This is a genomic window from Pseudomonas sp. ARP3, assembly GCF_001029595.1.
GTDB lineage: Bacteria > Pseudomonadota > Gammaproteobacteria > Pseudomonadales > Pseudomonadaceae > Aquipseudomonas > Aquipseudomonas rhodesiae.
This window is the reverse complement of record NZ_LEKF01000052.1, coordinates 1-3,990: the sequence shown is the minus strand read 5'-3', so window position 1 is coordinate 3,990 and position 3,990 is coordinate 1. Positions and strand designations below refer to the sequence as shown.

Genomic DNA, 3,990 nt, shown 5'->3' with positions numbered 1-3,990 from the left:
ACCGCACCGGCGACCTGGCGCGCTACCGCGAAGACGGAGTGATCGAATACGCCGGGCGTATCGACCATCAGGTCAAGCTGCGCGGCCTGCGCATCGAGCTGGGCGAGATCGAAGCGCGGTTGCTGGAACACGAGCAGGTCCGTGAAGCGGCGGTGCTGGCGGTGGACGGCAAGTACTTGGTGGGTTACCTGGTGCTGCACCATGCCCACGGCGATTGGCGCGAGGTGCTCGGTGCGCACCTGGCCGAACACCTGCCGGATTACATGGTGCCGGCGCAGTGGGTACTGCTGGAGCAGATGCCGCTGAGTCCCAACGGCAAGTTGGATCGCAAGGCGTTGCCCAAACCTGAGGTGACGCATCACTACATCGCCCCGCAGAGCGCATTGGAGCAACAGATCGCCGCGATCTGGGCCGATGTGCTGGGCGTCGAGCAAGTGGGGGTCAACGACAACTTCTTCGAACGCGGCGGGGATTCGATCATCTCGATCCAGGTCGTCAGCCGCGCGCGTGCTGCCGGCATCCATTTCACCGCCAAGGCGCTGTTCCAGCACCAGACCGTGCGCAGCCTGGCGCGGGTGGCACAGCTGCACGCTGTGGCAGTGATCGACCAGGGGCCGGTGCAGGGTCAGACGCCGCTGCTGCCGTTCCAACAGTTGTTCTTCGAAAGAGACCTGCCGCAGCCGCACCACTGGAACCAGTCACTGCTCTTGACGCCGCGCCAGCCTCTGCAGGCCGCACGCCTGGAAGCGGCCTTGCAGGCGCTGATGCTGCACCACGATGTACTGCGCCTGCGCTTCAGTCAGCACGGTTCAGCGTGGAAGGCCGTGCATGCCGAGCCTGCCAGCGGACTGCTCTGGCACGCCACGGTGCCGGATACCCAGGCCCTGACGGCGCGCTGTGAAGAGGCCCAGCGCAGCCTTGCACTGAACGGGCCGCTGCTGCGTGTATTGCTTGCCGATCTGCTGGACGGCAGCCAACGGTTGCTGCTGGTCATGCACCACTTGGTGGTGGATGGCGTGTCCTGGCGGGTGGTGCTTGAAGACCTGCAAAGTCTGTATCGCCAGCATGCGCTACCAGCCAAGACGACGTCGTTCAAAGCGTGGGCCGAGCGCGTACAGGGCTATGCCCACAGCGAAGCGATCCAGTCGCAAAAGCACTTCTGGTTGCAGCAACTCGATGGCATGCCCACGGACCTGCCGTGTCGTGACCCCCACGGCGCTCGGCCAGGTCGACTGGCGCGCACGCTGGTCAGCCGACTGGACGCCGAACGCACCCGGCAATTGCTGCAACAGGCACCGGCGGCCTATCGCACACGGATCAATGACCTGCTGCTGACCGCCCTGGCGCGGGTGATCTGCCAATGGACCGGGCATGCCAGCAGCCTGATCCAGCTGGAAGGCCATGGACGTGAGGACCTGTTCGATGACATCGACCTGAGTCGCACTCTGGGGTGGTTCACTAGTCTGTTCCCAGTGCGCCTGACGCCGGCTGACTCCCTGGCCGATTCCATCAAGCAGATCAAGGAGCAACTGCGTGCCATTCCAGACAACGGTCTGGGGTTCGGTGCCCTGCGTTATCTGGGAGATGATGCGACGCGCCAAGCGTTCAGTCGCTTGCCGGTGCCGCGCATCACTTTCAACTACCTGGGCCAGGTCGACGCCAGCTTCGATCAGCCGGACGGCCTGTTTGCCACTGCGTCGGAAAGTGCCGGTGCCGAGCAGAGCCCGGATGCGCCACTGAGCAACTGGTTGACCGTCAACGGCCAAGTGTATGGCGGCGAGTTGCACATGGGTTGGACCTTCAGTCCGCTGATGTTCGACCCTGAGGTGATCGAAGCTGTGAGCGTGGCATTCAGCCGCGAACTGACGGCGTTGATCGCGCATTGCTGCACGCCCGGCAACAGCGGCGTCACCGCGTCGGACTTCCCCTTGGCGCGGTTGAACCAACAGCAACTTGAGTCGCTGCCGCTGGCGGCCGATGCCATCGAAGACCTCTACACCTTGTCGCCCATGCAGCAGGGCATGCTGTTCCACTCCCTCTATGAGCAAGCGGCGGGCGACTACATCAACCAGATCCGGGTCAGCGTCGATGGCCTGGACGTGCCACGATTCCAGCAAGCCTGGGACGCGACGGTGCAGGCGCATGACGTGCTGCGCAGCGGGTTTTTCTGGGAAGGGCAATTGGACTGGCCATGCCAGGTGGTGTACCGCGCGGCCCGTTTGCCCGTTGAGGTGCTTGACTGGCGCGCCATGCCGGAGTGCGAACAGGCTCTACAGGATTTGCAGCAGGCCCAGCGTCGGCAGGGCTTCAACCTGTCCCACGCGCCTTTGATGCGCCTGCTGCTGGTGCGCACCGACGAGCAGCGCCATGAACTGATTTACACCCATCACCATATCCTGATGGATGGCTGGAGCAATTCCCGCTTGTTCGGTGAAGTACTGCAACGCTATGCCGGGATCGCGGTGCCCGAAACCGCCGGGCGCTATCGCGATTACATCGGCTGGTTGCAACAGCGCGATAGCGCGGCGACCGAAGCCTTCTGGCGCGAACAGGTGGGCGCGTTGCAAGCGCCGACCCGCCTGGGCACCTATCCGCCAACGTCGCAGACGGGGCAGGGGCAGCATCAGTTATCGCTTGACCCCGGCTTGACTGAGCGCCTGGAATCCTTCGCGCGAAGCCACAAGGTTACCCTCAATACTTTGATCCAGGCGGCGTGGCTGATCCTGCTACACCGCCACAGCGGGCAACCGGTGGTGTCATTCGGCGCCACGGTATCCGGGCGTCCCGCTGAACTGGTGGGGGTGGAACAACAGGTTGGGTTGTTTATCAACACCTTGCCGGTCATCTGCGCAGTGGATGAGCAGGCGTCGGTGGCCGATTGGCTGCAAGCAGTGCAGTCGCAGAACTTGTCCCTGCGCGAGCATGAGCACTGTGGGCTGTACGATATCCAGCGGTGGGCCGGGCAAGGCGGGGAAGGGCTGTTCGACAGCATCTTGGTATTCGAAAACTACCCGGTGTCCAAAGCCCTTGAGCAGAGCGGCGGCAGTGGTCTGCGATTTGGCGCGCCACAGGCCCATGAACAAACCAGTTTTCCATTGACGGTATTGGCGGACGTCGGTGAAACGCTGTCGGTGCAATTCAACTTTGCCCGTGCGCATTTCACCATGCCCATGGTGCAGGGCTACGCCCGGCATCTGGCCAACCTGCTGGGTGGCATGCTCCAAGGCGGTGAGCAAAGCCTTGGCGAACTGGCCATGCTGGACATGACCGAGCGCCAACAAATACTTGAACAGTGGAACGCCACCGCCCGCGACTACCCGCAAAACCAGTGGGTGCATCACCTGATCGAAGCCCAGGCCAAACGCCAGCCGCAGGCCACGGCCCTGGTGTTTGCCGAGCAACGTATCGACTACGCCGAGCTCAACCGCCGCGCCAACCGCCTGGCCCATCGCTTGATCGAGGCCGGTGTCGGTCCGGATGTGCGTGTGGGGCTGGCAGTCGAGCGCTCCTTCGACATGGTTATCGGCCTGCTTGCGGTGCTCAAGGCCGGCGGCGGCTATGTGCCGCTGGACCCCGACTACCCACGCGAACGCCTGGCCTACATGCTCGACGACAGCGGCGTGCAACTGCTGCTGACCCAAGCGCCTTTGCTCGGCCAGTTGCCGATTCCGCATGGCTTGGAAACCCTGATACTGGGCGAGTCGACCTACGAGCAATACAGCGAGCAAAACCCGGCTGTCGCGCTGGACGGTGAAAACCTTGCGTACGTGATCTACACCTCGGGCTCCACTGGCCAACCCAAGGGCGCGGGCAACCGTCATTCGGCCTTGCTCAACCGCCTGCAATGGATGCAGGAAGCCTACGGGTTAAGCGCGGCCGACAGCGTATTGCAAAAGACCCCGTTCAGTTTCGACGTGTCGGTGTGGGAGTTCTTCTGGCCGCTGATGACCGGCTCGCGCCTGGTGATTGCCGCCCCTGGCGATCACCGCG

Annotated in this window: 1 protein-coding gene; it reads left to right on the top strand. The window is 63.4% G+C overall.

What is annotated here, in order from left to right; all coding sequences use genetic code 11:
• On the top strand, positions 1–3,990 hold a 3,990-nt coding region (locus ABX75_RS27885), incomplete at both ends, for a condensation domain-containing protein (RefSeq protein ID WP_047883125.1).